Origin of the sequence: Aestuarium sp., from assembly GCF_023253315.1 — a bacterium.
Taxonomy (GTDB): domain Bacteria; phylum Pseudomonadota; class Alphaproteobacteria; order Rhodobacterales; family Rhodobacteraceae; genus Marivivens; species Marivivens donghaensis.
Genome location: NZ_JALRGW010000170.1, coordinates 1 through 636, shown reverse-complemented (window position 1 = coordinate 636; position 636 = coordinate 1). Strand labels below are relative to the sequence as shown.

Sequence of the window (636 nt, the reverse complement as noted above, 5' to 3'; positions counted from 1 at the left end):
ATTGGCAGATTCGTCGTCCAAAATTGCATCGACAAGCACGTCCCGCGTCATCGCAGAGGGGGGCGCACCGTTGAGGTTCTGGATCGTTTCGCGGATCAGTCGGCGGTATTTGCCGGGGCCGGGGATCTTGATGCCTTCGGCAGCAAAATTCTCGGTGTTCTTCAGGAGCGTTTTGAGAAGACGATCCTCGTCTTTACAGGCCGCGCCGATGTGAAGGGCAATTTGCATGTCGTCGTCCGAAATTCTTTCGTTCCTATATAAGGGCTTTTCTGGACAGGGAAACCGCTTTCGGTTATCGCACGGATTATGTCCGAGCAAAGTGGTCAGATATTCCGCCCGAGCCAACGCGCCATTCGCATCGACCCATGGTCGATGGGCCGATCATCGCGGTGATCTGGTTTGCGCTGACCCCGACCGAAAACGTTTGGGGGCACCTGATTTCGACGACTTTGCCGCGCTATCTCGCCAATACGGGTATCTTGATGTTCTCGGTCGGGCTTTTGACCTCGATGGTGGGCACGGGTGCGGCTTGGCTGATGGTGATGTATCGCTTCAAGGGACGCCGCTGGCTCCAGTGGGCGCTTTTGATGCCGCTTGCGGTGACCGCCTATGTCGGGGCCTATGCTCTGGTCGATT

General features: G+C 56.8%; 2 pseudogenes. One reads left to right on the top strand and one right to left on the bottom strand.

Annotation, left to right across the window (positions count from 1 at the left end):
* Positions 1 to 228, bottom strand: a pseudogene (locus AC1QQ2_RS14860) (hypothetical protein); the annotation flags it as partial.
* Positions 229 to 365: 137 nt separating this feature from the next.
* Here AC1QQ2_RS14860 and AC1QQ2_RS14855 point away from each other — a divergent pair.
* Positions 366 to 636, top strand: a pseudogene (locus tag AC1QQ2_RS14855) (iron ABC transporter permease); the annotation flags it as partial.